Consider the following 485-nt stretch of genomic DNA (forward strand, 5'->3'; position numbering starts at 1 on the left):
TTGTTGCTATTGGTTACCGTATAGGTAATGGTAGCTGTTCCGGCAGAAACACCCGTAACCAGACCTGATGAATTAACAGTGGCAACGGCAGTATTGCTACTGCTCCATACCCCAGCTGAAGTCGCATTTGAATATTGTGTAGTAGAACCAACACAAACCGTATTTGTCCCCGTGATAGCGGCAACAACAGGTAAAGCATTTACCGTAACTGTAACTACATTCGTTGCAGTTGGGCCACAGCCAGTACCATTCGACCTATCTAGTCTTCTAAAATACGTTGTAGTTGAAACTACAGGGCTATCATATACAGCACTTGTACCGTTAGTTGTAATATTTGTAAAATTTGCCGCAACATTGGTAGTAGAAGATTGCCATTGATAGGTATAAGTTCCTGCACCTCCTCCTCCAGTAGTTGCCGTTGGTGTAGTAAATGCTACCGGATCACCACTTCCGCAAAAAGTTTGATTACCAGCAATACTTCCTGG

Annotated in this window: 1 protein-coding gene; it reads right to left on the reverse strand. The window is 43.5% G+C overall.

Going from position 1 to position 485, the window contains the following annotated elements; translation table 11 throughout:
- A partial coding sequence (locus ON09_RS23865) for an Ig-like domain-containing protein (RefSeq protein ID WP_010603591.1) occupies nucleotides 1-485 on the reverse strand: 485 nt, incomplete at both ends.

The sequence above is a fragment of the Pedobacter agri PB92 genome, assembly GCF_000258495.1.
GTDB classification, from domain to species: Bacteria; Bacteroidota; Bacteroidia; order Sphingobacteriales; family Sphingobacteriaceae; genus Pedobacter; species Pedobacter agri.